The sequence below is a fragment of the Streptomyces sp. NPDC014894 genome (genome assembly GCF_043080985.1).
Lineage (GTDB): Bacteria > Actinomycetota > Actinomycetes > Streptomycetales > Streptomycetaceae > Streptomyces.
In genome coordinates this window covers 1-1,169 of sequence record NZ_JBIBWD010000063.1, presented here as the reverse complement: position 1 = coordinate 1,169, position 1,169 = coordinate 1, and the positions used below count along the sequence as shown (strand labels likewise).

The 1,169-nt window shown below is 70.9% G+C and carries 1 protein-coding gene; it reads right to left on the bottom strand.

Annotation, left to right across the window (positions count from 1 at the left end):
- Positions 1-1,169 (bottom strand): acyltransferase domain-containing protein (locus ACF089_RS35930; protein WP_392036451.1); only part of this gene is annotated, 1,169 nt, incomplete at both ends.

Sequence of the window (1,169 nt, the reverse complement as noted above, 5' to 3'; positions counted from 1 at the left end):
TCCAGCATGCCGTCCATGTGCGGCGAGTGGAACGCGTGGCTGACCGTGAGCCGCTTGGTCTTGCGGTCGGCGAAGTGGGCGACGACCGCGAGGGCCGCGTCCTCGTCGCCCGCGACGACGACCGACCGGGGGCCGTTGATCGCGGCGATGCTGACCCGGTCGGTGAGGTGAGGCAGCACCTCGTCCTCAGAAGCCTGAACAGCGATCATCACCCCGCCGGTGGGCAGCGCCTGCATCAGACGGCCACGAGCAGCCACCAGCGTGCAGGCGTCGGCCAGGGAGAACACCCCGGCGACATGAGCGGCCGCGATCTCACCGATCGAATGACCGGAGAGGAAGTCGGGCCGTACACCCCACGCTTCGAGGAGCCGGAAGAGGGCGACCTCGATGGCGAAGAGGGCGGGCTGGGTGTAGGCGGTCTGGTCGAGAGCACCGCTCTCCGAGGAGAACAGCGCTTCCTTCAGCGGCGTGTCGAGGTGCGCGTCCATGTGCGCGCAGACCGCGTCGAGCGCGTCCGCGAACACGGGATAGGTCGCGTACAGCTCGGCGCCCATACCGGTCCGCTGGCTGCCCTGGCCGGTGAAGAGGAAGGCGAGAGCGCCGTCGGTGGCCGTGCCCGTGACCAGGCCCGGGGCCTGTCCGCCGGAGGCCAGTGCCTCCAGCGCCGCCAGGAACCCGTCCCGCTCCGATGCGATCACCACCGCGCGGCGCTCCAGCGCCGCCCGCGACGTCGCCAGCGAGAAGGCCACATCCGCCGACTCCAGGGCCGGACCGGACACCAGCCGCTCCCGCAGCCGCTCCGCCTGGCCGCCCAACGCCGCATCGCTCTTCGCCGACAGCACCCACGGCACCACACCCGCCGACACCGACCGACCCGAACCCGACGACTCCGAAGCCTCCAAAAGCTCCGCAGCCTTCGAGGGCTCCGCAGCGAGCGGCGCCTGCTCCAGCACCGTATGCGCGTTCGTTCCGCTGAACCCGAACGACGACACACCCGCCCGACGCGGACGCCCCGTCTCCGGCCACTCCCGCAGCTCCGTCAACAGCGCGATATCGCCCGCCGACCAGTCCACATGCGGAGTCGGCTCATCGACATGCAGGGTCTGCGGAAGCACCCCGTGCTGCATCGCCAGCACCATCTTCATCACACCCGCGACACCCGCCGCGGC